Raw genomic sequence first — 26,788 nt, 5'->3', positions numbered from 1 at the left:
CTGTGACCTCGGCATCGCAGCTGAAGGAACTCGCTGCCGACATCGCCCGCGAGGCGGGCGAGCTCGCACGGCTCCGAAGGTCTGCTGGGTTCGCCCTCGCGGCCACGAAGTCGACGCTCGCCGACATCGTCACCGAGGCCGACCGCGAGGTCGAGGCGCTGATCCGCGCACGGCTGGACGCCGAGCGTCCTGGTGACGGGTTCCTCGGTGAGGAGTCCGGTGGTGGCGACGGCACGACCGGAGTGACCTGGGTGGTCGACCCGATAGACGGCACCGTGAACTACGCGTACGGCCTGCCCGCCTACTGCGTGAGCATCGCGGCGGTCGAGGGCGGCGCCGATCCGAACAATTGGCGACCGCTCGCCGCGGCCGTCTACGCGCCCGTGCTCGGCGAGCTGTTCACTGCCGGCCGCGGCGAGGGCGCATGGCTCGATGACGCGCGGCTCGCCGTCACCTCGGAGACGCCGGCGGGCGGGTTGCTGGCGACCGGCTTCGGCTACGACCCGTCGACGCACGACGGCGACCTGCTGACCGTGCGGCAGGTAATGCCGCTCGCGCGGGACCTGCGCAGGGGCGGATCGGCGGCGCTCGATCTCAGCTACGTGGCGGCCGGGAGGTTGGACGGCTACTTCGAGCGAGGACTGAGTCCGTGGGACTTCGCGGCTGGGTCGCTTCTGGTCACCGAAGCGGGAGGGATCGTGACTCGGCTGGACACGGCATCCGCTCGTCCGATGCTGATCGCTGCTGGAGCGCCGTTGCACGCTCGGATCACCGGGGTCCTCGACAAGGAGATTTGAGGATCTGTACATGGCATTCTCAGTACGACCACGATAGTGTTTACGCGATCATTACCTTCGTTCGACCCGAACTTCGAAGGTCTTCAGCCCCCCCAGCGCGAACCCCGAGAGAACCCGTTTTGCCCCTTGACACCCCTATGGCTGCGCCTGCGCCCACGCGCCGCTCCAGCCGTCGCCAGGCTGCGGATTCGGTGACACTGGCAGGTGTGCAGAAGGAGACCTCCTCGATCGAGGTCGTCGTGCCGGTCCTCTCACGTCGAGCTGCGCGTGATCGCCTCCGTGGCGTGACGGCTGAATCTCAGGTCGTCGCGCCTCAGAGCGTCGGAGTCAAGAGCGTCGACGACGCTGTGGCCGATGCTCCCGTCGTCGTCGAATCGACGGCTGACGCCGAGATCGGGCGAGAGCCGGTCATCGGAGTCGTGAAATCATCGACGGATGCGGATGCGGATGCGGATGCGGATGCCGATGCCGATGTTGACACGTTCGTCGCGGCATCCCGCGCGTTCCGTGCGGTGACGGGTGAGCAGCCCGCGGTGGCTGAGCCCGTCCTGCCGGTCACGAGCGTGCTTCCCACCGAGGCGACCACCGTCCACGTCGCTCCGCGCAAGGCCCGATCGCGTCGCAAACTCGTCGCAGCCGGAGCCACGGTGAGCATGATGGGTATCGTGGGGCTGCTCGCCGTCTCCATGACGCTGCCCGCTGAGGCTGTCGCCGCGGCTCAGGGCATTTCGGTGCAGTCGGCGACTTCACTTGTCGCCGCGTCGGAGGGCACGGCATCCGCTGTCTCCGACGACGAGATCCAGGCGTATGTCGCATCGTCCGATGTGCGCAACGACGCGATCCAGCGGGCGGAGAATTTCTCGACGCTCTCGCTCGGTGACCTCGCTGCGGAGCAGGGCATCGCCTATTCGAACTCTGTGTACACGAACGACCCGACGGCGGCCATCCAGTGGCCGTTCGTCGTCGGCGTCGGCATGACCTACGGGTACGGGATGCGTGACGGACGCCTGCACGAGGGGCTCGACCTCGTGCCCGGCAACGGAGCACCAGCGCAGGCGATCGCCGACGGAACGGTGCGCATCGCGACGGAGTCCGGCGGCAACTACGGCGTCACGGTCTACATCGATCACGTCATCGACGGTGTGCTGATCACCAGCCATTACTCGCACATGCAGTACGGCTCGCTGCGGGTCGCGCCCGGCGATAAGGTCAAGGTCGGAGACATCGTCGGACTGGTCGGAAACACCGGTCGCTCGTACGGTGCGCACATGCACTTCGAGCTCATCGTCAACGACTCGACGATCGACCCGCTCCCTTGGCTGCAGGCGAACGCGGGACGCAAGTCCTACTGACCCTCTCAGTTTTTGAGAACGCCGAAGAAATGGTATTCTCGTGTGGTTGCCCTCGCGGGTGACAGCGCCCCGATAGCTCAGTGGTAGAGCACTTCCATGGTAAGGAAGGGGTCGTCAGTTCAATCCTGACTCGGGGCTCGCAGCATTCGCTTTCATGTTCTTCATGGGCGGGGATGCCGTGCGGCAGGGTAGCTCAGTTGGTGAGAGCGCACGACTCATAATCGTGAGGTCGCGGGTTCAAGCCCCGCTCCTGCTACTTCGAAATATGGTTTGACCAAGTTTTCTTGTCCCGAATGAAGGGACGGAAATCTGATGTATTCAACACTTATTCGCGAGTTGTCCACAGGTTGGCTTGTTTGCGCTGATCGTGTGGAGCTGGTGTTCGGTCGGCCTCGACTGGTGTCGGCTGATTTGGCGCACCTCCCTGGCATGAGAAGAAATGCTCGCCTCGTGCCCTGGCCGGTTCACACTTCGCATGTCGTTGCTGGCGCGTGTGGGGGCGAGTTCTGATGCGCGGGCGGCCACGGATGCCGATCGGCACGTTCGGGGAGATCGCGACGCGCCAGATCAGCGTCCGCCGGTACCGTGCGTCGGCTCGACTCCGAGACTGGGACGGGCAGACACGGCAGGTCCCACACCTCAGCGCTCAAGAACATCGGTGGATCCAGGATTCGTCGCTCGGCGATGAGTCCCCGGCTGAGTGTCAGTCGAGCGTGATAGCGTGTGAGTAACACGACCGGTTCCGCTCCCTTGGGAGTCCAGGGCCGGTCTTTCTTCTACCGGAGTACGGGGTTCGTGGAGCCGAAGCCGCACAAGACCTATCGCGAGCAGGTTGCCCTTCTCGTGGATCGCGGGATGCTGATCGACGATGAGGATGCGGCGATGGCGCTCCTGCGTCGTGTCGGCTATTACACGCTCAGCGGCTACTCGTATCCGTTCCGTTTCAAGGACTCGACTGGCGTGCGGACCGGTCGTTTTCGCCCCGGCACCTCGCTGACGCAGGTCGAAGCGATATGGGAGTTCGACAATCGTCTGCGTGCGGCGGCGTTCGGACCGCTTCAGCACGTCGAAACCTACCTTCGCGCACTGCTCGGGTACCATCTCGGCGAGGTCAATCCGATGATCCACCGCAAGCCCGAGCGGCTCTCGATGGACCGAGCGTCCGACTATCCACTCTGGATCGCGAAGCTTGATCGGCAGGTCAGAGACTCACGCGAAGAGTTCATCGTCCACCACCGCGAGAAGCGCAACTCCATCGTCCCGATCTGGGTCGCTGTCGACGTTCTCGACTGGGGAGGGCTCTCGTACCTCTACAGCTTCGCGCCGCTCGGTGTCCGCGACAACGTCGCCCAGGCGTTCGGGCTGAATGCTGCGCAGCTGAAGTCCTGGGTCCGGGCACTGAACGTCGTCCGCAACGTCTGCGCCCACCATTCGCGCCTCTACAACCGGTACTACTCACTGACTCCGAAGCTGCCACGACGCGGCCTGTACCCGGCCCTTGACGCGATCGTGCCCGTGAAAGACAGCACCTTCGCGATGCTCACTCTCCTTCAGCACCTCGCGCTGAACACCCTCGGCGCGAACACGCGGCTCCTGCCCTCCGTGCTTCGCACCTTCCCCGCCGACAGCGGCATGGAGTTGACGTCGATGGGCGCGCCGGCCGAGTGGGGATCGTCCAGCCTTTGGCGGTGAGGGACTTGATGAGTCTTAGGAACTCATCACAATCGCCCTCGTCGGGCATCGTTCTCGCGCGGGCGCCACGGCCACCGGCCCATTCCGAACGAGATATTCCCTGATCAATCACGAAAAGCCACGTCGTGCCCATGGCGCTCCAGATGCATCGAGGATTGAGTGCGTAGCGTGAGGTCGCGGGTTCAAACCCCGCTCCTGCTACAGATGAAAACCCCCGGGGAAGGGGGGTTTTCTGCTTGAATGGCGAGGTATGAGAACCTGCGCAGCGGGAATCTGGTGCAGTAGACGGTGCAGTAGGGTTTCAACTCGCTACTAGTCCGGACGGGGCCGCGACGGCACGCACGGAATCCCGTCTGGTGGGGCGCGCTAGCTTTACCCCGCGAGTGACCGGTACCGTTCGTTCATATGATGAACCGCACAGCCAAGACCGTCCCCGCTGCCGCCGCGCTTGCGCTCACCGTCCTCATCCTCGCTGGGTGCGCCACGGGTCAGGCGGCTGCCGAGGCGCCGACAGTCGCGACCCGCACAACGACTCCGGTTGCGATGCCGACGCCGACCGTGGAGCCGGTCGTCGAGGAACCGTTGCAGACATATATCACGTGCGACGCCGCACCGGAGCTGATCCCCGCTGACCATGTCGAGGGTACGATGAACGGCCTGGAGCCTACGCTGCTGGGCGATTCCGGACCCCGCGCTCAGGCGCAGGGCGAGTCGGTGCTCAACGAGAACGGTGAACCCGTCGCCTACGTCGCTGCCGAGGGCGACACCATCAACGGCATCGCCCAGCGGTTCTGCGTCGGCGCGAACCCCACGTACCTCGAAGTGCTGAACTCGATCCGCCGTACCGGGCTGTACAGCTCGGCAGGCCAGCAGCGCGCCGTCGTCTACGCGGGCGACACGATCAACCTGAACCCGTACACGATCGCGAGCGTCGGCGACGAGGCCGGAGTGGTGCACGATTTCTCGCCCAGCTTCACCATCCCGCCGCAGCGGTAGAGTCGGGCGCATGAGCTGCCAACGCTAGCCCCGCGCGTGGGGCTGCGACCGACGAGGGGATACCTCCATGCGCAGCGCACTCTGCAACGGCATCTACCAGCGAGACGGGGAGGGGCCTTCGGATGATCGAGCGCTATGGGCGCAGGCGCAGCACGTCTCCCGGCTGGATGGTGCCCTGCAGGTGAACTTCGTTTAAGTAGAACAGGCCCGTCCCGAACACGCAGAAGCGGGCACCGATTCCCTGGATCGCATCGCCCGGCGCGACGGTGTAGGTCGTCGGGATGCCGTCGACGAGGCCGACCTCGCCGATCGCGAACTCGCGCGGACCGTTGTCGATGGGTGCGTCGAGCCGCGGAATGCTCGACGGGCCGGTCGGATAGTACAGCAGTGCGCAGTCGCCGTGGGTGCGATCCGGGATCGGCGCGGGAGAGGCGACCGGCTCATCAGCTGGAACAGCAGCGGCATCAGCCGGAGCATCAGAGGCATCAGCCGGGGCATCAGCGGCGGGCTGATTGAACAGCGCCCAGCCGCCGATATCCGACGCGACCGACGCAACAGCGGGAGCAGCCACAGCGGCGAGGCCCGCGACGACGAGTACGCACACGGTAACGGCGACCTTCTGAGAGCGGTTCATCCGTCTCAGCTTGGCACCGAACCCCCGTAGATGCCACAGGCAGGTACTGTCGAAGACCAGCTCGTCGTCGCCGTTCTCGCGCAGCGCCTCGAGCGCCATGAGGTCGAGCGGGTTCAGCGCCCAGCCTGTCAGCTCGCGCTCCTGGCCGAGCAGGTCCCCGGTGAAGGCATGCACCTGCACGCCGGAGGTTTCGAGGACGCCGGTGAAGCGGTCCTCGAGGCCGTCGCCGGAGAGCACGTCAGCCTCGATCGCTGCCAGGGTGTCCTCGCGGAGCCGCACCTGCAGAATGTCGGTCAGGTCGGCGAAGTCGTCGAGGTAGCGCCAGACGAGGTCTTCGATCTTGTTCGCGTAGACGCGGAACGTGTCGTCGACCTGGCCGAACGTGTACCCGTCGTCATCGGGGCGAGCGACTCCCCGAACTTCCGTGGTTCGCACCGACGATGGGGATGAGGTCGCGCAGCGTCCGCGGGGCCGTGTCGATCAGCACGGGGCTCGATCAACACGGCGTCGGCGTACGGGCTGGAACAATTGGCACCTGCTCCTGACCAGGATCCCACGCGGGCAAATGAACGACGATAGCGGGTCGCCTTCGCCGGACGTCGCGCTTGACCGTTGGCCGACGCATCTCAGCCAAGCGTGATGGGCGGCACGGTTCCGCACGAAGTTGAGCTGCTGCATCCGGAAGGCAACTTCGCGTTGACGAGTGCGGAGATCGGGATCTCCGTTGGGGAACGCGCGATGAGTCGCTGGGATCCTGAGCATGGTCAGATATCGAGACTCGACGAGGTAGCGCCAGAAACCGAGGGGGAGTTCCGCAACGACCCGGCCGTGAACTTCTGCGCGCTTGCCTCGCCGGGTTGCCCGGTCGCGCGCCTTCTGAATGTCGGCGGCACCTTGTCTGTCCAGCGGCGAGACGTCCAACCAGGAAGAGCCGCCGCGTCGACGATGAGCCCAATCACGAAGCTCGCGATCTAGCGCGTTGCGTGCAAGGACCTCGACCATCGAAGTGAGTTCCATGATGCTTGCCCCGCCACGCATGTTCCACTCATACAAAGTGAACGCGTCCGCGAGGTTACCACCGGTCGCGCGAAGGTACGAGCCCAGCCGCTCTGCGGTGACAAGTGGTACGAGGTCACCGTAGAAGGCCGGGTCGAAGTCACCAGATGCGGTAGACACTCAGCCCATGAACTAAACGGGGCGCGGCGGGTCCGAAATCAGGCGAAGTCGGGCGACTGGGGTTCCGCGGTGCGGTCGCGCGGCGGAGGACTCACGAAGAGTCATGCCGACGTGCTCGTCCGTTCGGGCGCGCTCTCCGCTGACCGTCTCACCGAGCTCGAGTGTCGCGTCAGCGTCAGCGTCAGCGCCGGCGCCGGCGATCTGGCCCGTTTCGAGCGCGAGACTCGGCTGGGTGCGACCACCCGTACCCTGACCGCCGAACAGGTCGGGTGATCACCCTCAGGACTGGGACGAGATGTGCGAGTTCGGACCCATTCCGGGCATGCGCTTCGACCCGCATCCCTCTGAACCGAGGACGATCACCCGGGCTTCGGCGTGATGTACGCGGCTCTCAACCGCATCACGGCCCTCGCCGAGGTCTACCCCTCGCCGAGGTCTACCCCTCGCCGAGGTCTACCCAGAAGAGCACGTGATCGATCGCGCGGTAGTGAGGTCGGCCGGAATCAGACCACATCAAACCCCGGACGGATCAAGGCTCAGTTCGCGCCGCTCAGGATCAGCCAGAGCAGCACTCCGTTGAGGGTGATGAGGAACACGGATGCCGTGATGCCGACGGCGGTCGTCGCCCAGTGGTTCCGCCACCGGCCCAGCACGCTCCTCTTGGCTGTGAGAGCGACCAGCGGTATGAGCGCGAACGGGATGCCGAAGGACAGCACGACCTGACTCAGGACGAGCGAGATGGTCGGATCGAAGCCGAGCGAGAGGATCACGATCGCGGGAACCAGCGTGACAAGTCGCCGCACGATGAGTGGGATCCTCACGTGCAGCAACCCCTGCATGATTTCGGCGCCGGCGTATGCACCGACCGATGTCGAGGCGAGACCGGATGCGAGAAGACCCACGGCGAAGAGCGTCGCGATCATCGGGCCGAGGGAGACGTCGAGAGCGGCATAGGCGCCTTCGAGGCTGTCGGTGCCTTCGACACCCGCGAGGTTCACCGCCGCGAGCAGCATGATGCAGAGGTTCACGGTGCCGGCGATCGCCATCGCGATCGAAACGTCCCATCGTGTGGCGCGCACCAGCGTGTCCGTGGGCATGACGGTCGAGGTCCCCGGTTCGCGAACCGGACGATCCGCACCGCCTGAGGACGGCCCTTCACGAACGGCGAGCGCCGACAGCATCCTGCGACCCCAACCGCCCGATGCGCTCGCCACCGCGGCAGATGGAAAGCTGACCTCCCGGGTCACGAATCGGTCGCGGCTGAGTGCCGAGTGCGCATAGATCGCATGCGGCATGATCGTCGCACCCAGGATCGACGCGGCGAGCAGCACCGAGTTCGCTCCCTCGAAACGCGGCACGACCCCGGCCAGGAGTCCTCCAGGGTCGGGTGGGGCGACGAAGACCCCGACGGTGAATCCCACGGTGATGATCATGAGGAGCCCGATGATGACGAACTCGAACGTGCGGTGCCCGTGCCGCGACTGAATCATGAGCAGTACGATCGAGACCGCACCGGTGATCAGGCCGCCCCAAACGAGAGGTACGTCGAACAGAAGATAGAGGGCCACCGCACCGCCGATGACTTCGGCAAGGTCCGTCGCCATGGCGACGAGTTCCGCCTGCAGCCAGTACGCGCGCCTTCCCCATCGGTTGCGCAGACGCCGGCCGAGCACCTCAGGCAGGCTTTCGCCGGTCACGACGCCGAGCTTCGCCGAGAGGTACTGGATCAGCCACGCCATTATGTTCGCGAGGATCACGACCCAAACGAGCATGTATCCGTATCGTGCCCCCGCCGTCATATTGCTCGCGACGTTGCCCGGATCGAGGTACGCGACGCCGGCGACGAGTGCCGGACCGATGAGCCAAGCAGTGCGTCCCACTGATGCTGCACCGCGCTGCGGCTTTCGCCCCGCGGCATCCGGTCGTTTGGCACCTCTTGGTGTCGCAGCCGCGCGACGGGCTCTCGAAAGTGGTGGTCGGGTCTCATCCGCGAGAGATTTAGGCATGCCGAAATAATAGCAATATTTCGGTAGACCGAAAAGAGCGCAGTCCGCGGTGCGGGCCGCACAAGCGGTCACGGTCATGATCGCGTCGAGCGCGCATCGGGAATCGGCCACAACGGTGACGCTTGGCGTTGAACCCGTCTCAATGTCGAGCCCCCGGGGGTTCTCTAGGCTGGTGCACATGCGCGCAGCGGTGAAGTGGTGGGAACAGCACCAGGTAGCGCTTTATGTCGCCGCGATCGGTACCGGCATCGCCGTCGGGTTGATCTGGCCTCCGGTCGCGCCCGTGCTGTCCAGGGCGACCAATCCAGCGTTGGCCCTGCTGCTCTTCGCGACGTTCCTCGGCGTCCCGCTGATCGAGGTCGGTCGCGCGTTCCGCGACTTCCGATTCCTCGGTACTGTGCTGGTCGTCAACTTCCTGGCCGTCCCTCTCATCGCCTTCGGGCTGTCAAGGTTCGTGGCCGACGACCAGGGGCTGCTGGTCGGACTGTTGCTGGTGCTGCTCGCACCGTGCGTGGACTACGTGATCGTCTTCACCGGTCTCGCCGGCGGTGCCCGTGCTCGGTTGCTTGCCGCGACGCCGCTGCTCATGCTGCTGCAGATCGTGCTGCTCCCTGCATATCTGTGGTTGTTCGTCGGCAGCGACGCCGTCGAACATATCGAACTCGAGCCCTTCGTCGAGGCGTTCCTGATCCTCATCGTGATCCCGCTCACTGCGGCCGCGATCGTGCAAACCCTCGCCCGTCGCCATCGAGTTGGGCGGGTGATCGAGGAGGTCTTCGCCGCGGCAATGGTGCCGCTGATGATGGGGACCCTCGCCGTGGTGGTCGGCTCACAGATCGCCGGCGTCGGCAGTCAAGCCGTCGTCTTGCTCCGGGTCGTGCCACTGTATGCTGCGTTCCTCGCCATCATGCTGCTGGTCGGTGTTGCTGCAGGGCGAGTGGCCAGGCTGGCCGTTCCCGAGACCCGGGCGGTTATGTTCAGCGGAGCTACCCGCAACTCCCTCGTGGTGCTTCCGCTTGCGCTCGCTCTTCCCGCCCCGCTCGCGATCGCCCCGCTGGCGGTGGTCACTCAGACGCTCATCGAACTCGTCGGCATGGTCGTGTTCCTTCGGCTCGTTCCCGCGCTCACCAGAACACCGCAATCCGATCCAGATATCCACTGATCTCAGCGACGAGCGCATAGAAGCAAGACGAGCGCATAGAAGCAAGACGAGCGATAGAAGCAAGACGCCGATGGCATTCGTGACCTCACTGCGTCAGGGAGATCAGGATCAGGCGGCGGTCAACCTGTGGGCTTGTCCTCATGATCGATGCCCGCGTGCTCCTTGCCCTTCTCGAATCCGAGAAGGCGCAGGGCGTTGATCACGACGACCAGGGTGGACCCCTCATGGATGAGAACCACCGCGCCGATGTTGAGCCCCATGAACGTTGCGAGAATGAGGAACGCGACGATCGCGAGGCTGGCGATGAGGTTCTGCCGGATGATCCGGCTCGTCGCCCGACTCAGCCGCACGGCGAAGGGAACCCTGCCGAGGTCGTCGCTCATCAGCGCGATGTCGCAGGTCTCGAGTGCCACAGTCGATCCGGCGGCCCCCATCGCGATTCCGACGTCGGCGCGCGCCATCGCCGGCGCGTCATTGACGCCGTCTCCGACCATCGCGATCGGGCGGTGGGTCTCGGCGAGGCGAGTGATCTCGGCCACCTTGTCTTCGGGAAGCAGCTCGCCGATCGCAGTATCGATTCCGACTTCCAGCCCCACGGCGTCGGCGACGCGCTGGTTGTCGCCGGAGATCATGACCAGTTGGCCCACGTTCGCCTCCCGAAGGGCGAGCAGGACTTGTGCTGACTCCGCACGGGAGCTGTCCATGACGCCGACGATACCGAGGAAGGCATCACCGCGCCGAACGATCATCAGCGTCTGACCGGAGTCCCGAGCACTCTGATAGGCATCGGCCAGCGCTGTGGAAAGCTGAAGCTGCTGCTCCTCGAACATGCGGAGGTTGCCGACCTCGACGCGCTGCCCGTCGATGGTAGCCGTGACTCCGCGTCCGATGACCGCGTTCAGATCATCTGCCACGAGCTGTGCACCTGTGAGGCGCGGTGCAAGGTCGCGGACGATGGCGGTGGCGAGCGGGTGATCGCTCAGCGACTCGACGGCGACGAGTGCAGCGATCAGCTCCTCTTCCGTGGTGTCGTCAGCATGGACGAGGGAAGTGACGCGAGGCGCGCCCCACGTCAGCGTTCCGGTCTTATCGAAGGCCATCGCCTTGACTCGTCCCAGCGTCTCCAGAGGACCCCCGCCCTTGACCAGAACGCCGGCGCGGGCAGCTCGTGCCACCCCGGCAAGCACGGCGGCCGGCGTCGCGATGGCAAGCGCGCACGGGCTGGCGGCCACGAGTACCGTCATCGCCAGATAGAAGGCATCTGCGAAGGGCTGCGAGAAGGCGAACATCGCGACCAGCAAAGTCACGATGACACCCACGATCACGCCGGGCACGTACCAGCGCTGGAACCGGTCAATGAACTGCTGCGTGGGGGATGCGGCCTGGTCTGCATTTCGGACGAGTTCGACGACCTTGCTCAATGTGGAGTCCGCAGACGTCGCGGTGACCTCGATCTCCAGGACGCCGGATCCGTTCACGGTGCCGGCGAACACTCGATTCGCCGGTGGCAGTGTGTCGAGCATCCGCATTGCCCGCTCCGCGTCCGCCACCGCCTCCTTCTCGACCGGGATCGATTCCCCGGTCACCGCCGACTGGTCCACGGCCGAGTTGCCGGCGATCACGAACCCGTCGGAGGGGACACGTGAGTTCGGGCGGATCACGACGATGTCACCGACGACGACGTCCTCCACTGGCACTTCGGCGGGCTCGCCCGTACCCCGCCGCACCAGTGCGCTCCTCGGGGCGAGTTCGGCCAGGGCCTCGATCGACCTGCTGGCCCGGCTGAGGGCATACTCCTCAAGAGCATGGCCGAGGCTGAACAGGAAGAGCAGAACCGCACCTTCCGCCCACCGGCCGATGAGTGCTGCGCCAATTGCAGCCACCAGCATGAGGAAGTCGACTTCGAACTTCCCTCGCAACGTAGAGGAGATCGCGGTACGGATCGTGAAATACCCGCCGAAGAAGTACGTGGCCAGGAAGAAGACCAGCGGCCACCCGATCATCGGCAGCCCGAGCGCATACTCGGTGATCATTCCACCCGCGTAAGTGACTCCGGACGCGATGGCGAACCACAGCTCCCAGCGCGCGGACCCGTGGGCGCGGGTCTCTTCGGAAGGCCTCACGGTGCTCTCAGTTGTGGACATGCCTCGATGTTACATCACAATATCGTGATATATTGTAGCTGTGAATGATTCTCATGATCGAGTGCAATCGCCAGAAGTCGCACGCCCGAGCGCGGCGGCGCGACGGCACACCGAATTCACGAACGCTGATGCCGAACAACTGGCACAGATCATGCAGGCCCTCGCATCCCCGTTGCGGCTTCGCATTCTCAGCGCTTTACGCGCGCAACCACGGACCGTGACCGAGCTCAGCGAGATGCTGGATGCAGGGCAGACCACCGTGTCGAATCATATGAGGCTGCTACGCCACCTCAGCTTGGTCACCGGCCGGAGGGACGGGCGCCACGTGCACTACGCCTTGTTCGATGATCACGTCAACGACCTGCTCGAGGAAGCGATTGGCCACCTCGCGCATCTCACGCGCAACGCGTAGGGCCCTCGATGCGACGACGCCCATCGAGTCCAGTAGACATCAGCGGACACTGTATAGTTCAGTACATGCTGACTATTGCTTCACGAATGGACGTCATGAACCGGCTCGGCCGGGCCATGGCCGACCCGACGCGTTCCCGGATCCTGATGACCCTGCTCGAAGGCCCCAGCTACCCGGCGATGCTGTCGCGCGGTCTCGACCTGACTCGCTCGAACGTGTCGAACCACCTCACTTGCCTGCGAGACTGCGGGATCGTGGTCGCTGAGCCCGAGGGTCGCCAGACCCGATATGAGATCGCGGATCCGCATCTCGCTGCTGCCCTCGTCGCGCTGGTGGATGTGACGCTGGCCGTCGACGAGCATGCGCCGTGCGAGGACTCTGCGTGTACGGTTCCTGGTTGCTGTGGAGCGGGGGCGGACGCGTGAGCGCGGCGTGCGGCTGCGAGCACGAGCCTGCCGCTTCGGCGGACGATGAGATCGAAGAGGCCGAGCGCCCCTGGTGGAAGGACCGCGGGATCATGGTGCCGGTCTTCTCCGGCGTTGCGTTCCTGGCGGGTCTGATCTTCGAGTGGTCCGGACTCGAGATCCCGGCGCTGGTGCTGTTCTGGGCCGGCCTGCTGCTGGGCGCATCGACGTTCACTCCTGGCGCGATCCGAAAGCTGTTCAAGGGCAAGCTCGGCATCGGGCTGCTGATGACGATCAGCGCGATCGGCGCGGTCATCCTCGGCTATGTCGAGGAGGCTGCTGCCCTGGCGTTCCTGTATTCGATTGCGGAGGCGCTCGAGGACAAGGCGATGGACCGCGCCCGGGGCGGCTTGCGGGCGCTGCTGAAGCTCGTGCCGGAGACGGCGACCGTGCTGCGTGACGGCGTCTCCGTGCAGGTGCCGGCGAGAGCGTTGACGGTCGGCCAGGTCATGGTGGTCCGTCCGGGTGAGCGGATCGCAACCGATGGGATCGTGCGTTCTGGCCGCTCCAGCCTGGATACCTCGGCGATCACCGGGGAGTCGATCCCGGTCGAGGTCGAGCCCGGCGATGCGGTGTCGGCCGGTGCGATCAACAGCGCCGGCGTGCTGGAGGTTGAGGCAAGTGCTGCGGGCACCGACAACTCGCTCACCACGATCGTCGAGCTGGTGGAGAAAGCGCAGACCGAGAAGGGCGAGCGTGCGCGTCTCGCGGACAGGATCGCCCGCCCGCTCGTGCCCGGCGTTCTGATCCTCGCAGCGCTCGTCGCGATCATCGGGTCGCTGCTGGGCGATCCAGAGGTGTGGATCACCCGCGCGCTCGTCGTGCTGGTCGCAGCCTCGCCGTGTGCGCTGGCGATCTCGGTGCCGCTGACGGTCGTCGCTGCGATCGGCGCGGCGAGCAAGTTCGGCGTGATCATCAAGTCCGGCGCCGTTTTCGAGCGCTTCGGCACGGTCCGGCACGTCGCGCTCGACAAGACCGGCACGCTCACTCGCAACGAACCTGCGGTCACCGCCGTGCTCACCGCGAACGGCGTGACGGAGGCACAGGCGCTTGCCTGGGCGGCTGCGCTGGAGCAGCACAGCACGCACCCTCTCGCCTCAGCGATCACCGCCGCGGCCCCGGGGACACCGGCAGCTGCAGGTGTGACCGAGCAGGCCGGGCACGGCATCGACGGCACCGTCGACGGATCGAGGATCACCGTCGGCAGCCCCCGCTGGCTCGATGCCGGCGAGCTCGGAGGCCAGGTCTCCACCCTGGAGGAGCAGGGCATGACTGTCGTCATCGTCCACCGCGACGGATCCCCCGTCGCCGCGATCGGCGTCCGCGACGAACTGCGTCCTGAAGTCCCCGAGGTGGTCCGGACGCTCACCGACCAAGGCATCGGCGTGACGATGCTCACCGGAGACAACGCCCGCACCGCTCGTGCACTGGCCGCGCAGGCCGGTGTCAGCGACGTGCGCGCGGAGTTGCGTCCCGAGGACAAGGCGACCGCGATCGGCGAGCTGTCGAAGGCGGGGCCGGTCGCGATGATCGGCGACGGCATCAACGACGCCCCGGCCCTCGCGTCCGCGGACATCGGTATCGCGATGGGGGCGACCGGCTCCGACGCGGCGATCGAGTCCGCCGACGTGGCCTTCACCGGGCACGACCTCCGCCTGATCCCGCGGGCGTTCGATCACGCCCGGCGGGGTCGACGGATCATCAACCAGAACATCATCCTGTCGCTGTTGATCATCGCGGCGCTGCTCCCGCTCGCGCTGTTCGGCGTCCTGGGGCTCGCGGCGGTCGTCTTGGTCCACGAGGTCGCGGAGGTCATCGTGATCCTCAACGGCTTGCGCGCCGCACGCACCCGCACGCCACGGTTGGAGAGCTGATGCTCGCCACCATCGGGTCGGCGATCGGCCTGTTCGCGGCGACCAACATCGACGACATCGTCGTGCTCACCGTGCTGTTCCTCGCCTCCAGCCGGGGAAAGCCGCGACCGTGGCAGATCGTCGCGGGCCAGTACCTCGGGTTCATCACCCTCGTCGTGATCAGTGTGATCGCCGCGCTCGGCCTGACCGTCGTCCCGGACGAATGGGTCGGCTTCCTCGGCCTGATCCCGCTCGGCATCGGCATCTGGACGCTCATTCGCGGCTTGCGCCGCAACGGCGACGACGATGACGATGACAAGATCACCGCGGTCGGCGTGTGGGGCGTCGCCGGGATCACGATCGCCAACGGTGCGGACAACATCTCCCTGTACACACCGATCTTCCGCACCAGCTCGCCCGGCGACGTGGCGGTCATGATCGTCGTGTTCCTGATCCTCGTCGCCGTCTGGTGCGCTGCCGGCCGACTGATCGGCACCCACAAGGCCGTCACCGAAACGCTCGAACGCGTCGAGCACTGGCTCGTCCCGGTCGTGTTCATCGGCCTGGGCCTGTTCATCCTGATCGAGTCCGGCGTCATCATCCGCTTCTTCGAGGTCCTCGCATGATGAGCCCGGACACGAATAGCGACGTCGAGCCGGCGTCGGGAGGGAAGCCGCAGAAAAGGCGCTGGCGGCTCACGGTCTGGACGCTGGTGATCGCCCTGCTCGTCGTGCTTATCGATCAGGGGACGAAGGCATGGGCCGAGGCCACCCTGTCGGAGTACGAGCGCATCCCGTTGGTCGGCGACCTGCTGGGCCTGCAGCTCGCGTACAATCCCGGCGCGGCCTTCTCGTTCGGGGCGGACTCCACCTGGGTGTTCGCGGTGGTGGCTGTGGCGGCCGCTGTCACAGCCATCGTGTTCGCGTTCCGTGTCCGACGTCCGGGGTGGGCGATCGTGATCGGAGCGCTCGGCGGGGCTGCGGCTTCCCACGCCGGTGACCGGCTCTTCCGCCAACCGGGATTCGCCCAGGGGCACGTCGTCGACTTCCTCGCTTACGGCAACTGGTTCATCGGGAACATAGCCGACATCGTGATCGTCACCGCGGCGGTCGCAGCAGCGCTTCTGATGTTTCGTGCCGACAAGGACGGACATGAACAGTGAGGAATGCACGTCGTAGGCGACAATCCGCACTGGACGCTCGGCGAAAGTGCGGACACGAGCGTCACCCGTCGACAGCGGAGCCCATGGTGATGCGACCAGACTCGGCTCCAGCTGGTTGCGAACGTCGCGATCTCGACGATTAGGCTTGGGCATGTGGCTGGGGCCCCGAATCCTGTGTTCGCCTCTCGCTTGCGCATGCTCGACAGCGCTTATCATGAACCCGCCGAGGAGGCTCCGTGTCGACTGACGCTATCCTTCCATTCTTCCCCGACTGGTTCAGATTCGACCCCACCGGCGGGTCTCCGATCGTCGCGGTGGCGGCGATATTGCTGTTCGTGTGGTACCTCCGTGGTGCAATCTGGCTGTGGTCGCACCGCAGGAGATGGTCAGTCCCCAGGACGCTCTCCTTCGTCTTGGGGTGTGCCGTGATGTTCGTCATCGCGACCTTCGGCGTGAACCGGTACGCGAGTGTTTCGCTGACCGCACTGATGTTCCAGCAGATCACCGCCATCACCGTCATCCCACCGCTTCTCATCGTGGGCTCACCAGGACGCCTCCTGTTGCGCAGCACACCGCACCGCCGAATCGGGTTGCTCATCCTGAAAGCCGCTCACGCTGGACTCCGGTCCCGCTGGACGCGCATGCTCCTGCACCCCTTCATGCCCATCGCGATCGCGCTCGCAGTATTCCCGGCTCTCTATCTGACGGATGCCATCAGCGCTGTGATGGCCACCCCGATCGGAGCCGCCCTTCTCCTCGCGTTCTTCGTCGTGGCAGGCATTGTCGCAGCAGTGCCGCTCTGGTCCTCGGATCCGCTCCCGCGGGCGCCGTCGTTCCCGGCACGGCTGATCGACATCTTCGTCGAGATACAGATTCACGCAATCCTCGGACTCATCCTGATCCGAGCGGGCAAACCCCTGTTCGCCGCCTACTCGACCCCTCAGCAAGCAGTGGATCCCGCATACGACCAAGCGGTCGCCGGAATGCTGCTGTGGACTTACGCCGAGCTTCCGCTCCTGGTCGTACTCATCGTCTGCCTCTCCCGCTGGCACTCGCGCGATCGGCGCCAGGCCCGCATGAATGAATCGCGGGAGGAAGCAGAACTGGACGAGTACAACGCCTACCTTGAGCGGATCGATCAAAAGAACCGGCATTGATGGCGTGACCTCGCACACACAGGTGGACGCCACTGGGAATGTCGAGTGCAGTGGCGAGCCGAACCCGTATCGCGGAAGTTTCAATGCACGATAGAAACGCCAGCACGGGCGCAACCGACCTCCGCTCCGCCCCATGTCTGAGCGACCATCAGAGAGGACCAAGTGAACGAGAAGTCGACTGATGCTGCGGCAGTCGCGGCAGCCGAAGAGTGCGGCTGCGCGCCCACACCTGCTGAACGCGACTCCTTCTGGAAGAAGAATGTCAGCCGGCGTGGAGCCTTCGGTATCGGAATCCTCGGCATAGCCACCCTCGCCGCGTTCGGCGTCGGCTCTGGTGTCTCCGCCGCGTACGCCGCGTCGTATCCCAGCTGGGACGATGTGCAACGCGCCAAGAACAACGAGGCCGCGAAGACCGCCGAGATCACCCGCATCGAGGGCCTGATCCAGTCGTTGGCGCAGAAGGTCGCAGAGACGCAAGCTGCCGCGAAGACGGCATCTGATGAGTTCTATACCGCACAGCAGCAGTATTTCGCCGCGATCACTGAAGCCGAGAGCCTGCAGGCACAAGCCGACGAGCAGTCGCAGATTGCCGATGAATCAGCACGCAAGGCCGGTCAGGTCGCCGCGCAGATCTACCGAAACGGCGGTGACGATACCGCGCTCAAGCTCTTCTTCGCAGACTCAGCCGCCGACGCCGACGAGCTGCTTTCGCGCTTGGGCACGATGGACAAGCTTCTCGAATACAACCAGTCGATCTACGATGACGCAGTTTCGGCGCGCAATGCCGCCCAGGCATTGACCGACCAAGCCAATGTTGCCCGTGACGAGCGCGACCGCCTGCAGAAAGTCGCTGAGCAGAAGATGGTCGTGGCACAGCAGGCGGCGGAGGCGGCGCAGACCGCGCTCGATGAGCAGGCCGCGAATCTCGAAACGATGAAGGCTCAACTCGCTGCGCTGAAGGACACCACCACTCAGACCGTCGCCGGCTACCAGGCCGGCGTTGCGGCCCGTGCGGCGGAGGAGAAGGCGCGCCGCGAACGCGAAGCCGCTGAAGCCGCCGCGAACGGCGGCGGCAACGGCGGGGGAGGTGGGGCAAGCGGATCCGGCGGCTGGGTCCGCCCTCACGGCGGCGCTCGCAGCTCGAGCTACGGGCCACGGACTCCGATGTGTGGTTCCCAGGGCTGCTCGTCGAGCTACCACTACGGCGCCGATCTCGCCAATGGTTGTGGAGCAGCCATCTACGCGGCGAACTCCGGCACCGTCGACTACGCCGGTCCCAATGGAAACTACGGCAACTACGTCCGTATCCAGCATGGCGGAGGAGTCAGCACCGGGTATGCGCACATACAGTCGGGCGGCATCATCGTCCGCAGCGGTCAATGGGTCAGTTCCGGCCAGGTCATCGCGTACGCGGGCGACACCGGACGCTCCTTCGGTTGCCACTTGCACTTCGAGGTCTACATCAACGGCGGGTACACCAACCCGATCAGATTCATGGAAGACCGGGGAATCTACGTGTGAGCCATCGGCTGCGCCGACCGGGCCCCGATAGCCATCGGTTGTGATGTCAGCGGTCAGCGCCGGTGTCAGAGCGGGAGGGGAACATTGATCACCAACTGCTGGAGCTGTGACATCAGCGCCGACCAAAGTCCCGTGACCATGAGCAACCCCAGCGCGATGAGCATCGACCCGCCGATGATGTTCAGGAGGCGCACATGCCGACGAAGAAATGCCACGGACCGGGAAGCCCAGCCCCAGCCGGCCGCAAGGATGAGGAATGGGATGCCCAGGCCGAGGGAATAAGCGAGTCCTAGCAATCCCGCCCGCGCCGGGTCGCCGAGATTCCAGGACATCGAGATGATCGCAGCCAGGGTCGGCCCGATGCACGGAGTCCACCCGACGCCGAGCGCGAATCCGAGCAGCGGCGCTCCGACCAACCCGACCCGGCCATGTGTGCGGGGGCGGACAGTGCGTTGAGCCATGCCGAAAAGGCCGAGGAATACGAGTCCGAGAACGATGATGACGACACCGAACACCCGCGTGAGGACGTTGGCGTACTGCAGCAGGGCGAATCCGAACGCGCCGCCCAGAATCGTCACGGCGACGAACACCACGGTGAACCCGGCGATGAAGAGTGTCACCCCCAGCAGCAGTCTCGCCCGCTCATGTGCGAACGGTCCGGTTGCCCTTGGCCCTTGGGCCGGGCCGGACGTGGCACTGCCGAGATACCCGAGGTACCCGGGCACGAGTGGCAGGACGCACGGTGAGACGAAGGACACCAGCCCCGCAAGGATCGCGATCGGAATCGACAGCCACAGGGCACCGTCGACGATTATCGATCCAGGATTCACGATGGGTTCTCCTCGAGTGCGTCGGCGACCAGGGTGGACAGGATGGAGGCGCCCGCCAACTGGCCGATGATCCGCGCGGCGACCCGCCCGCTGCGATCGATGACCAGTGTCGTCGGGGTGGCTTGAATCGGGGTGACCTGAGCGAAGGCGAGCTTGACATTCCCGTCGTTCACGTCGATGACACTCGGATATGTGATCTCGTTGTCTCGGGCGAATGACAGTGCGGTCGCAGGCTGGTCGTAGGTGTTCACGCCGAGGAAGGCCACGCCGTCGTCCTGATAGTCCTTCCAGACCTGCTCGAGCATGGGCGCTTCGACGATGCACGGCGCGCAGGCGGCGTACCAGAAGTTCACCACGAGCACCTCGCCCCGATAGTCGTCGCTGGAGACGACTTCTCCCGTTTCCGTGACGCCGTCGAAGACAACCGGCGCGCTACGCTCCTCTTTCGGCAACTCGACGACTTGGAAGTCACCGGCGATGTAACCCTTGTCGTCGCCCGCGCGGTATTGCTCCGTGAGCGAATCGTTCGAGCACCCGGCGAGGAAGCCGGCGATGAGCATCACAGCGACGCTGGAAAGACCGACGCGGGTGGCAAGAGCTCGACGTCGCCGCGAGACAGGGGAGTGGATGCGGTCGGTGGGCGTGCGATCGGCGACGAGGCGCCTTGTCCGCTCAGGGCTCATGATGTGGGTCCTTGCTTGTGTAGCAGTCTTGGTCGAAAAGGAGTTGGGCGCAGTCGGAACGGTTCTGGAGGCTCCAGGCGCGTGAGAACAGACGCCTGCGGTTGCCGGATCAGCCCCGTGCGATCGACGCAGCCCGGATGAAGCTCACCTGCTCGTTGCGAACCGATGAGGGAGGCTGCGTGGGAATCAGGTTCGCGACAAGCTCAGCTGCGTCAGGGAGAGAGCCGTCTCACGCGGCCGGAAGAAAGGTGCCGGAACAGACGGCAAGAGGACTCGTGCTGACCCGCGATCACGGAGTGGAGGTCGTCGGCACAGACCGCGCCAGAGGGTCGTGAAGACCAGCCCGCACATGAGCCCGAGTACGCACAGCACAGCGCTGACGGGGGTGGTGGACCCGGGTGACTCGTTCAAAACGGTTGCAGCTCGGGGGCCGGCGGACAGGACTGCGCCGATATCGGTTCTGTCACTCGTCTGCAGGCTGGGGGATTGGACGCTCGAACGCGAGACAGAGGCACCGTCTGCGTTCTCATAGGTGGCGCCGGCTACGCCGATCGCGAAGAGCAACGTCGAGAACAAGACGATAACGAGACTCGTTATCAGCACGCGCTCAGACGACCTCCCGAGAAGGTGTGAGCGAACCAGCGAAGCCATCAGTACCAGCATACCCGCGACGTTTGGCTCGGATTCGGACAATCTGAGCTGTCGCATATCGGAAGGTTCCGGTGAGCATCCGATACTCGCCGGCGACGGATGGATGCGGTCAAGGCGTTGTCGGCCGTCGACGAAGGCGAAGGGTGGGGGAGGAACCACGGCGGGATGCTATTGCGGTGATGACGAGGAGCACGAACGGCGCCACGGTGATGAGCCAGGACAGCCACGGCCCGAGGACGATTCCAGGGGTCAGCCCGGTACGCAGCGGAACGGTGGTGACCTTGGCATCGGCTTGATCGACGTCGATCGTTTCGATCGGTACGCCGGCTGGACTGATGACCTGGCTGGTGCCCACCGTGGAGACGTTGACCACGGCCCGTCCGGTCTCAATCGCACGCATGCGAGCGAATGCGAGTTGCTGCAGGTTCTCATCGGTGTCGCGGAAATCTGCGTTGTTGGTCTGGAACACGAACAGCTGCGCTCCCGCCTGTGCGCCGTCCCGGATCACATCGTCGAAGATGACGTCGAAACAGATGGCGAGCCCGACACGCACCGATCCCACACTCACGACAGGGGCGATCGTGCCGGGGGTGTATTCGCGTCGGATGAGCCCGACCAGGTCTGGCGCGAGCTTCTCGTAGAACCAGCGATCCGGCACATACTCCCCGAACGGCACCGGGTGGACCTTGTCGTGTATCTGCCGCTCGGCTGGGTCGGCTGTCCACAGCATCGTTGTGTTGAACGTGTTCTCCCCTCGCGTGGTGGCTGCGTTGGCCAGAAGCGGAGCTCCAGCCGACGCGACGATACGATCCAGCTCCGCCGCGGTGCCCCGTTCACGGAACGGGTCGGAGTCGACGGCGCCCTCGGGCCACACGAGCAAGTCCATCGGCTGTCCGATGATCGACTCTGAGGCGGTGGAGTGAGCGTCGAGAATGTCTCCGGGTTCTTTGTCATCGAAGTACCCGGAAGGGCCGTTGCCCTGCACCCACCCAACGGTGAAGGTCCCGGCGCTCGCGGTCGGAAACTGAGGTGTCAAGGCAAGCACGACGATCACGATGCCGGCGGGAAGCGCTCCCGGGAGGAATCGGACACCGGCGCGGAGCCATTGCAGGAGCGCGGCGGAAGCGAACGCGACGAGGAACGACAGCCCGGTGACTCCGATCCAGGAAGCGACCTCAGGGAAGGGCCCGTTCACCTGCGTCATCCCCAGACGCACCCAGGGGAATCCGCCGTACGGCCACGAACCCATCGCCACTTCGCGGGCCGTCCACAGCCCCGCGATCATGAGCGGCACCACGATCAACTGCCCGATACCTCGGCGACGGAACTGACTCGTCCACCGGTATGCGAGCGCAATCGGAATCGCACCGAGACCCAGGAACAGCGCCTGCAGGCCAGACAAGGCAATTCGGGGTATCGGGCCGAGGAACTGGCCGACCCAAGCGAGGTGGAGGACGTAGAAACTGATACCGAAAACGAGTCCCACCATCAATGCGCCGCCGATGCTTCGACCCACCAGCGTCGCCAGAGCGAGGATGACGCTGATGAAGGCGAGCGGCCACCAGCCGACGTCGGGAGTGGCGAGATCGAGTGCTACGCCGGCGATGATGGCAACGGGCAGCGCTGCACGCATCGGAAGCATCGGTGTGCTGCGGGGTATGACGGTGCGACGCTCCGCGGTGCTCGTCGTCATCGCCGGAGTTCGGGGTGGTTTCGTGGCCATATCTCAGATGTCCTTCTCACGCAGCTTCGAAAGGTAAGCGTTATACGCGTCCAGCTCGCTCGTGCCGTGGGCGTCGGTGAATCGGTCGTCAGCCGCGGCGCGGGCCGTGTCGTCGCGAAACCAACGATGCATCACATAAACGAGCATAAACAATGTGGGCGCTTCCCCGTACGACCATGCCAGACCGCCGGCCACCCGTTGATCTTCGAGCGGGTCGATGCCGAGCGCTTCGGTCGGGGCGACGAACTGCGTGACGAGCATGGTGGTGGCCATCATCAGGAACACTCCGAAGAAGGCGTGAAGTGCGGCTTCGGCGAACACGTCGAGGGCGCGTCCACCATGGCTGATTCGCATCGGGAGCGGGTCGGAGCTGAGTATCGGGATGGTGAAGACGATCCCGGCAAGGAGGAACAGGACCTCCATAGCCATGTGCCCACCGGGGACGGCGAGGATGCGGTCGGCGAATCCTGCCAGATACAGACCGTAGAACGACGCAAGATAGATCGGCAACGCCAGCCAGGGGCTGAGCACCCATCGGGCGGCCGCAGAGCGAAGACCCCAATGAGCGGCGCGGAGGACGGCCTTCCCCGGTCCATGGTGCGCGGTGGCACGCAGGAGCAGCGTTCCGGGGGAGCCGAGCACGAGAAGCGGCGGGATGGCCATCATCAAGGTGAGCTGCTGGAACATGAACACCGACATCAGCGCATACCCGTAGGCCTCCACGCCCAGGCCTGTCGTCGCTGCGAGGGCACCGCATCCCACGAGGAAGCTGACAGTGCGCCACACCGGCCAGCGACGACCCTGTCTCCACAATCGGATTGCTCCCACCAGATATCCGACTGCCAGTACCGTCGCAATGAGCGGCAGCAGGGGGAACGGCCCCGGCAGCAAGCTGAAGAAGGCCGCGAGTGTCGGAGGAGTGTCAGGGATCCAGGTGTTCATCGACCCGATTGCTCGTGGTGACCGATGACATGCCTGGGGCCGCCAGCCCCCGCGGTGCGCAGGGCAGTGCGCCCCCCACAATTGCGGCTGATGGCACCGATGGGGCGGCGAAGGCTCGTCATACGCGTTTGACCTTGATCAATCCGCCGGCAACAAGGAACAACACCGCTGCGGCAGGCTGCGCACCGATCCAGACCGGGCCCTCGAAAGGCAACGGGAACACCGGGTTCCAGATGATGGCGACGGCGGCGAACACCGGAAGCCACCACCACTGTCGCGCTTGCCACGCGAACCACCCGACGATCACAGCGAGGATCGAGGCGACGAACAGAACAACGGACGACCAGCTTCCCGTCAGCAGCGCGGGCGCAACGAACAATACTGCTGCGGCAAGCAAGCCGGGCGCGAGCGCATTGCGCTGATAGGCCGAAGGAGTGCGCTTCTTCTCAGTCACGATCGACCCTCCTGAACATCATCAGCGGGTACCGACGCGGCGACCGCCTCCTGCGAAGCCGCACGGCTGCGGATCCAGAGATCGAGAGCCAGGATGACGGCCCCGATCGCGAGAGCCACGTCGGCAAGATTGCCGATGAACCAGTTTCCGTATGCGAGGAAATCCGTCACATGTCCACGCCCGAATCCGGGAGGCGAAAACAACCGATCCAGTACGTTTCCCAGTGCGCCGCCGAGAATGAATCCGATTCCGGTCGCCCACCAGATGGTGCGGGAGCGCTTTGCTGCGACGAACAGCACGGCGATCGCTCCCACACCGACGAGGGTCAACGCCCACGTCGCCTCCGAACCGAAGGACAGGATCGCACCGGGGTTGAACGCCAGCTGCAGGCCGAGGAAGTCGCCCAGTAGCGGGATGCGCTCCGTCTCACTGAGACCGGCAAGCGCGGCGGCCTTGCTCGCCTGGTCGACGAGCACGACCAGCCCCGCCGCGATGAAGGCGAAGGCATATCTCGGCGTCTTGTCATCCAGCATCAGGGGTCTCCTTCTTCGACGCGGTCTCCGCGCGATCTCTGCGTCGCCGTTCGCGGGCGACCATGGAGACGCCTACTGCTCCGGCGGCGAGCACGAATCCGAGTCCGCCAATGAGCATGACACCAAAGAGACCGAGATCACCGCGGTCGGCACCTTGCTCATCGAGTCGTTCCTGGTGAGGCTCGTCGGTGCTCTCGCCAGGGGTGGGCGACGATGACGGGGTATCCGTGGGATCCGGCGTGGAGCTCGCGTACGAGTCGGAAGACGCAGTCGCCGACTCGGCCCCGACGAATGGAGCGATGGCACAGAATGCGGCGACCACGATGACCGCGAGAAGCGTGGACTTCCGCCGGGACGGGGCGGCCGGAATCAAAGGTCGATCCCCACGCTGGGTCGGTCGGGGACCAGCCGGTCGGGGACCAGTCGGTCCGTGACCAGTCGGTCGGTGACCAGCAGGTCGATGTCGCCGATGGAGCACTTCATGTCGGCTCTCCTTTGAATGAGGCTGCAGGTGACGGGCGTGCTTCGAGATCGTCATGCGTGGGTCACATGTTCTTCGGGGTGAGATCTGGGTTCGATCTGGAAGGCGGAACCACTGAGGTGATAGTGAAAGCAATGAGCAGGCGTCTTCGAGGTATCCCGACCGAGGCATGATCGTGCTGCGTTCCCATGAGCTTCTCCTCTTTCCTCAGGGGCGGTTCAGGATGCGTCGCGCGATCGAGGCGGCGTCTCGCCGCACGCCGATGAAGCTGTCTGCGCCAGGTGTACTGTATTTCGGGAACCCCGCCACGAACAAACCCGGTATCGAGGTCGTGCCGTGTCGCCGGCGACGGGACACCGGGTCCCGGACGACCTGCGGGAGCCAATCGTCGGCCGGCAGGTATCCGGTGGCGAAGATCACAGACCGAGGTTTCACCCGCGCGCCATCCTCGAAGTTGATCTGTCCGCCGTCGGCACCTCGTGCGGGCGGAACTATCGACACTCCGTGTTGTTGCAGCTGTGCCTCTTGATCCTCGTTCGGGAGTCTCGAACGCGGGTGTGCAGACCATGGCCAGCGGCCGGCACCCTTTCCGGGTTTCGGGTCGCGTCCGCGGTGTCGGACCGATAGCGTCACTGTGTGCGAGGGTGCGAGCTCCCTCGCGATCTGCGCTCCGCTGTCTCCGCCGCCGATTATCAGTACGTCGCCGGCAGGGATCTGTCGAGGGAACTGGTAATCGGCGCTGTGGATCGCCACGCCCGGCACGATGAGGTCTGCCGCCCAGGACGGTACCCAGGGCCGGGACGACGAACCCGTCGCGCACACTACATTGCGGGTCTGCACCGGCCCTTCGTTCGTGGACAGCAGGAGTGACGAACCCCTGCCGTACGGGCCCACACCTGTGGCGCGCATCCCCCACATGACGGCGATACCGAGGGACGCCTCGACCGACGCGAGGTAGTCCTGCATCTCATCCGCACGCGGGCGTCGGGACTGATCGCCTGGAAGTGGTCGGCGGGCGATCGAACTGTGGTGAGCATCACTGAGAAGCGCCATGGAATGCCAACGTGAAGCCCAGGATCGTTGGCCGTTCATGTTCGCGTCGATGACGGTGAAGTCGCTCTGCGGGACCAAGCCGCCGTTCCTGAGTGCGTCCGCGACTGCCAGTCCGGCCTGCCCTGCGCCGACGATGATCACGCGGCGGTGTGACAATCCTGGAACCGTCACCGGTCCTCCATCGCGGCGTTGATCGCGTTCTCCAGATCGTCGTACCTCTCCAGCTGAAGCATCTCCCCATCGACGAAGAAGGTAGGAGTGCTGTTCACGCCGAGGGCCTGCCCGTCGTTGAAGTCCACATCGATGCGTGCGGTCGTGGCGGGATCAGCAACGGCTTTATCGTATGCCGTCATGTCGAGGCCCAGTTGTTCAGCGAACCCGCGGAAGACATCGGCTCGCGACTCCTGTGCTTCGCCCCATTCCGCCTGTGTCTCGAACAGTTCGCGGTACATGTCTTCGAGTCGTCCCTGCTGCGCGGCTGCTTCGGCGGCGAGCGCTGCGTTCCTCGAGTTCAGGTGGCCGGGGAGGGGAAAGTAGCGGATGACGTATGTGATCTCGCCGTCATACTTCTTGCGCAGGTCCTCCACGACTGGGTAGAAGGCGCCGCAGGCTTCGCACTCGAAATCAAGGAACTCGACCACAGTGACGGCGCCTTCGCCTGCATCATCGAGAACATGCGAGCTCTCCCGCACCACGGGAGTGGATGAGGAGCCGTCAGCGGAGGCGGGCGGCTCCTTCGGATTCTGATTGACGAGAACAAAGATCAATGCGCCGACTATCAGCACCACAGCGATGGCGATCGTGATGATAGTGGTCTTTACAGCAGGCTTCATCGGGTACTCCAGATCAAGAGGGGACAGTCGACAGCACGAGCTCAGGCTCATCGGAAGGCGCCATCAACACTGATGGC

The 26,788-nt window shown here is 65.0% G+C and carries 26 protein-coding genes and 2 tRNA genes; 16 read left to right on the top strand and 12 right to left on the bottom strand.

Annotated features, from left to right (window positions below):
• Positions 1 to 2: 2 nt before the first annotated feature.
• From J1M43_RS13275 to J1M43_RS13250, 6 genes are all read left to right on the top strand, one after another.
• The gene (locus tag J1M43_RS13275; protein ID WP_033105083.1) at positions 3 to 797 is read left to right on the top strand and encodes an inositol monophosphatase family protein; all 795 of its coding nucleotides are present in this window, start codon (positions 3 to 5) and stop codon (positions 795 to 797) included.
• Between the two features lie 284 nt (positions 798 to 1,081).
• On the top strand, positions 1,082 to 2,149 hold the full coding sequence (locus tag J1M43_RS13270; RefSeq protein ID WP_307823462.1) for a M23 family metallopeptidase: 1,068 nt from the start codon (positions 1,082 to 1,084) through the stop codon (positions 2,147 to 2,149).
• 66 nt (positions 2,150 to 2,215) lie between these two features.
• Positions 2,216 to 2,287 (top strand) — tRNA-Thr (locus J1M43_RS13265).
• 44 nt (positions 2,288 to 2,331) lie between these two features.
• Positions 2,332 to 2,405 (top strand) — tRNA-Met (locus J1M43_RS13260).
• A 539-nt stretch (positions 2,406 to 2,944) separates the two neighbouring features.
• Complete coding sequence (locus J1M43_RS13255; RefSeq protein ID WP_206476981.1) at positions 2,945 to 3,841, top strand: Abi family protein; 897 nt, start codon at positions 2,945 to 2,947, stop codon at positions 3,839 to 3,841.
• A 405-nt stretch (positions 3,842 to 4,246) separates the two neighbouring features.
• The gene (locus tag J1M43_RS13250) at positions 4,247 to 4,837 is read left to right on the top strand and encodes a hypothetical protein (RefSeq protein WP_206476980.1); all 591 of its coding nucleotides are present in this window, start codon (positions 4,247 to 4,249) and stop codon (positions 4,835 to 4,837) included.
• Positions 4,838 to 4,970: 133 nt separating this feature from the next.
• Here the strand turns inward: J1M43_RS13250 and J1M43_RS13245 are convergent, their stop codons facing one another.
• Positions 4,971 to 5,906, bottom strand: coding sequence for a hypothetical protein (locus J1M43_RS13245; RefSeq protein ID WP_033105079.1), 936 nt, complete (start codon positions 5,904 to 5,906; stop codon positions 4,971 to 4,973).
• Positions 5,907 to 6,110: 204 nt separating this feature from the next.
• Here J1M43_RS13245 and J1M43_RS13240 point away from each other — a divergent pair, with 204 nt between their 5' ends.
• Both J1M43_RS13240 and J1M43_RS13235 read left to right on the top strand, forming a co-directional pair.
• Positions 6,111 to 6,446, top strand: a complete 336-nt coding sequence (locus tag J1M43_RS13240) for a hypothetical protein (RefSeq protein ID WP_206476979.1) — start codon at positions 6,111 to 6,113, stop codon at positions 6,444 to 6,446.
• Positions 6,447 to 6,758: 312 nt separating this feature from the next.
• Positions 6,759 to 6,920, top strand: a complete 162-nt coding sequence (locus tag J1M43_RS13235) for a hypothetical protein (RefSeq protein ID WP_206476978.1) — start codon at positions 6,759 to 6,761, stop codon at positions 6,918 to 6,920.
• Between the two features lie 263 nt (positions 6,921 to 7,183).
• On the opposite strand, the gene J1M43_RS13230 is transcribed toward J1M43_RS13235, so the two are convergent.
• Positions 7,184 to 8,527 (bottom strand): Nramp family divalent metal transporter, encoded by a 1,344-nt coding sequence (locus tag J1M43_RS13230; RefSeq protein WP_033105077.1) that lies wholly within the window; start codon positions 8,525 to 8,527, stop codon positions 7,184 to 7,186.
• A 304-nt stretch (positions 8,528 to 8,831) separates the two neighbouring features.
• On the opposite strand from J1M43_RS13230, the gene J1M43_RS13225 reads away from it, so the two are divergent.
• Positions 8,832 to 9,815 (top strand): arsenic resistance protein, encoded by a 984-nt coding sequence (locus J1M43_RS13225; protein ID WP_033105076.1) that lies wholly within the window; start codon positions 8,832 to 8,834, stop codon positions 9,813 to 9,815.
• A 119-nt stretch (positions 9,816 to 9,934) separates the two neighbouring features.
• Here J1M43_RS13225 and J1M43_RS13220 read toward each other — a convergent pair whose 3' ends face one another.
• Entirely contained in the window at positions 9,935 to 11,959 is a 2,025-nt protein-coding gene (locus J1M43_RS13220; RefSeq protein WP_206476977.1) for a heavy metal translocating P-type ATPase, read from the bottom strand.
• A 40-nt stretch (positions 11,960 to 11,999) separates the two neighbouring features.
• Here J1M43_RS13220 and J1M43_RS13215 point away from each other — a divergent pair, with 40 nt between their 5' ends.
• The 7 genes from J1M43_RS13215 to J1M43_RS13185 all read left to right on the top strand — a co-directional run bounded on the left by J1M43_RS13215 (position 12,000) and on the right by J1M43_RS13185 (position 18,528).
• Positions 12,000 to 12,371, top strand: coding sequence for a metalloregulator ArsR/SmtB family transcription factor (locus tag J1M43_RS13215; RefSeq protein ID WP_307823460.1), 372 nt, complete (start codon positions 12,000 to 12,002; stop codon positions 12,369 to 12,371).
• Between the two features lie 65 nt (positions 12,372 to 12,436).
• Positions 12,437 to 12,796: a helix-turn-helix transcriptional regulator gene (locus tag J1M43_RS13210; RefSeq protein WP_033105073.1), complete on the top strand. Its 360-nt coding sequence runs from the start codon at positions 12,437 to 12,439 to the stop codon at positions 12,794 to 12,796.
• Positions 12,793 to 14,709: a cation-translocating P-type ATPase gene (locus tag J1M43_RS13205; protein WP_033105072.1), complete on the top strand. Its 1,917-nt coding sequence runs from the start codon at positions 12,793 to 12,795 to the stop codon at positions 14,707 to 14,709. Before J1M43_RS13210 ends, J1M43_RS13205 begins: the two co-directional genes overlap by 4 nt.
• Positions 14,709 to 15,314, top strand: a complete 606-nt coding sequence (locus J1M43_RS13200) for a cadmium resistance transporter (protein ID WP_033105071.1) — start codon at positions 14,709 to 14,711, stop codon at positions 15,312 to 15,314. The genes J1M43_RS13205 and J1M43_RS13200 overlap by 1 nt, the downstream gene beginning before the upstream one ends.
• A complete protein-coding gene (locus tag J1M43_RS13195) occupies positions 15,311 to 15,850 on the top strand; it encodes a signal peptidase II (protein WP_234000881.1) in 540 nt (179 codons plus the stop codon). The genes J1M43_RS13200 and J1M43_RS13195 overlap by 4 nt, the downstream gene beginning before the upstream one ends.
• 236 nt (positions 15,851 to 16,086) lie before the next feature.
• Positions 16,087 to 17,007, top strand: a complete 921-nt coding sequence (locus J1M43_RS13190) for a cytochrome c oxidase assembly protein (protein ID WP_033105070.1) — start codon at positions 16,087 to 16,089, stop codon at positions 17,005 to 17,007.
• Between the two features lie 162 nt (positions 17,008 to 17,169).
• On the top strand, positions 17,170 to 18,528 hold the full coding sequence (locus J1M43_RS13185) for a M23 family metallopeptidase (protein WP_033105069.1): 1,359 nt from the start codon (positions 17,170 to 17,172) through the stop codon (positions 18,526 to 18,528).
• A gap of 65 nt (positions 18,529 to 18,593) precedes the next feature.
• On the opposite strand, the gene J1M43_RS13180 is transcribed toward J1M43_RS13185, so the two are convergent.
• The 9 genes from J1M43_RS13180 to J1M43_RS13145 form a co-directional block, all read right to left on the bottom strand.
• A complete protein-coding gene (locus tag J1M43_RS13180) occupies positions 18,594 to 19,358 on the bottom strand; it encodes a cytochrome c biogenesis CcdA family protein (protein WP_206476976.1) in 765 nt (254 codons plus the stop codon).
• Positions 19,355 to 20,041, bottom strand: a complete 687-nt coding sequence (locus tag J1M43_RS13175) for a TlpA disulfide reductase family protein (RefSeq protein ID WP_084595537.1) — start codon at positions 20,039 to 20,041, stop codon at positions 19,355 to 19,357. The genes J1M43_RS13180 and J1M43_RS13175 overlap by 4 nt, the downstream gene beginning before the upstream one ends.
• Positions 20,042 to 20,801: 760 nt before the next feature.
• Entirely contained in the window at positions 20,802 to 22,385 is a 1,584-nt protein-coding gene (lnt, locus tag J1M43_RS13170) for an apolipoprotein N-acyltransferase (RefSeq protein WP_152594814.1), read from the bottom strand.
• Between the two features lie 33 nt (positions 22,386 to 22,418).
• Positions 22,419 to 23,357: a cytochrome c oxidase assembly protein gene (locus J1M43_RS13165; protein ID WP_033105066.1), complete on the bottom strand. Its 939-nt coding sequence runs from the start codon at positions 23,355 to 23,357 to the stop codon at positions 22,419 to 22,421.
• 118 nt (positions 23,358 to 23,475) lie between these two features.
• A complete protein-coding gene (locus tag J1M43_RS13160; RefSeq protein ID WP_033105065.1) occupies positions 23,476 to 23,811 on the bottom strand; it encodes a DUF6804 family protein in 336 nt (111 codons plus the stop codon).
• Entirely contained in the window at positions 23,808 to 24,344 is a 537-nt protein-coding gene (gene lspA, locus J1M43_RS13155) for a signal peptidase II (RefSeq protein ID WP_033105064.1), read from the bottom strand. The genes J1M43_RS13160 and lspA overlap by 4 nt, the downstream gene beginning before the upstream one ends.
• Positions 24,334 to 24,462 carry a hypothetical protein gene (locus tag J1M43_RS17015; protein WP_268746242.1) on the bottom strand — a complete coding sequence of 43 codons (129 nt, stop codon included), beginning with the start codon at positions 24,460 to 24,462 and terminating at the stop codon, positions 24,334 to 24,336. Before J1M43_RS17015 ends, lspA begins: the two co-directional genes overlap by 11 nt.
• A gap of 570 nt (positions 24,463 to 25,032) precedes the next feature.
• On the bottom strand, positions 25,033 to 26,049 hold the full coding sequence (locus J1M43_RS13150) for an NAD(P)-binding domain-containing protein (RefSeq protein WP_084595535.1): 1,017 nt from the start codon (positions 26,047 to 26,049) through the stop codon (positions 25,033 to 25,035).
• Positions 26,046 to 26,711: a thioredoxin domain-containing protein gene (locus J1M43_RS13145; RefSeq protein ID WP_206476975.1), complete on the bottom strand. Its 666-nt coding sequence runs from the start codon at positions 26,709 to 26,711 to the stop codon at positions 26,046 to 26,048. Before J1M43_RS13145 ends, J1M43_RS13150 begins: the two co-directional genes overlap by 4 nt.
• Positions 26,712 to 26,788: the final 77 nt, after the last annotated feature.

The sequence above is a fragment of the Microbacterium sp. KRD172 genome (assembly GCF_017168295.1).
Taxonomy (GTDB): Bacteria; Actinomycetota; Actinomycetes; order Actinomycetales; family Microbacteriaceae; genus Microbacterium; species Microbacterium profundi.
The sequence above is the reverse complement of the archived record's forward strand: the minus strand, read 5'-3'. Positions and strand labels throughout refer to the sequence as shown.